Source organism: Micrococcus sp. GbtcB5 (genome assembly GCF_019091605.1).
Classification (GTDB): Bacteria; Actinomycetota; Actinomycetes; order Actinomycetales; family Micrococcaceae; genus Micrococcus; species Micrococcus luteus.
In genome coordinates this window covers 1-231 of the sequence record NZ_JAGXJK010000586.1, presented here as the reverse complement: position 1 = coordinate 231, position 231 = coordinate 1, and the positions used below count along the sequence as shown (strand labels likewise).

The following is a 231-nucleotide window of genomic DNA, read 5'->3' as shown; positions in this document are numbered from 1 at the left end:
GACACCCGCTCCGCCGCCTCGGCACCGCCGCCGGTCCCGAACACACCCAGCACGGTGCCGTCCGGCAGGGTCAGCGGCCCCATGTTCTCCACGACGCCGCCCACGGTCTGCCCCGTCTGCTCCGCCAGCTGACCGGCGCGCGCCGCCACCTGCGCGGCGGCGTGCTGCGTCGTGGTGACCACGATCAGCTCCGAGGAGGGCAGCAGCTGCGCCGTCGAGATCGCGATGTCC

1 protein-coding gene is annotated in these 231 nt (G+C 74.9%); it reads right to left on the bottom strand.

The annotated features are described in order from the left end of the window. Positions 1–231, bottom strand: a 231-nt coding sequence (locus KVS67_RS13605; RefSeq protein WP_217565601.1) for a P-loop NTPase, incomplete at both ends; no start/stop codon positions are given.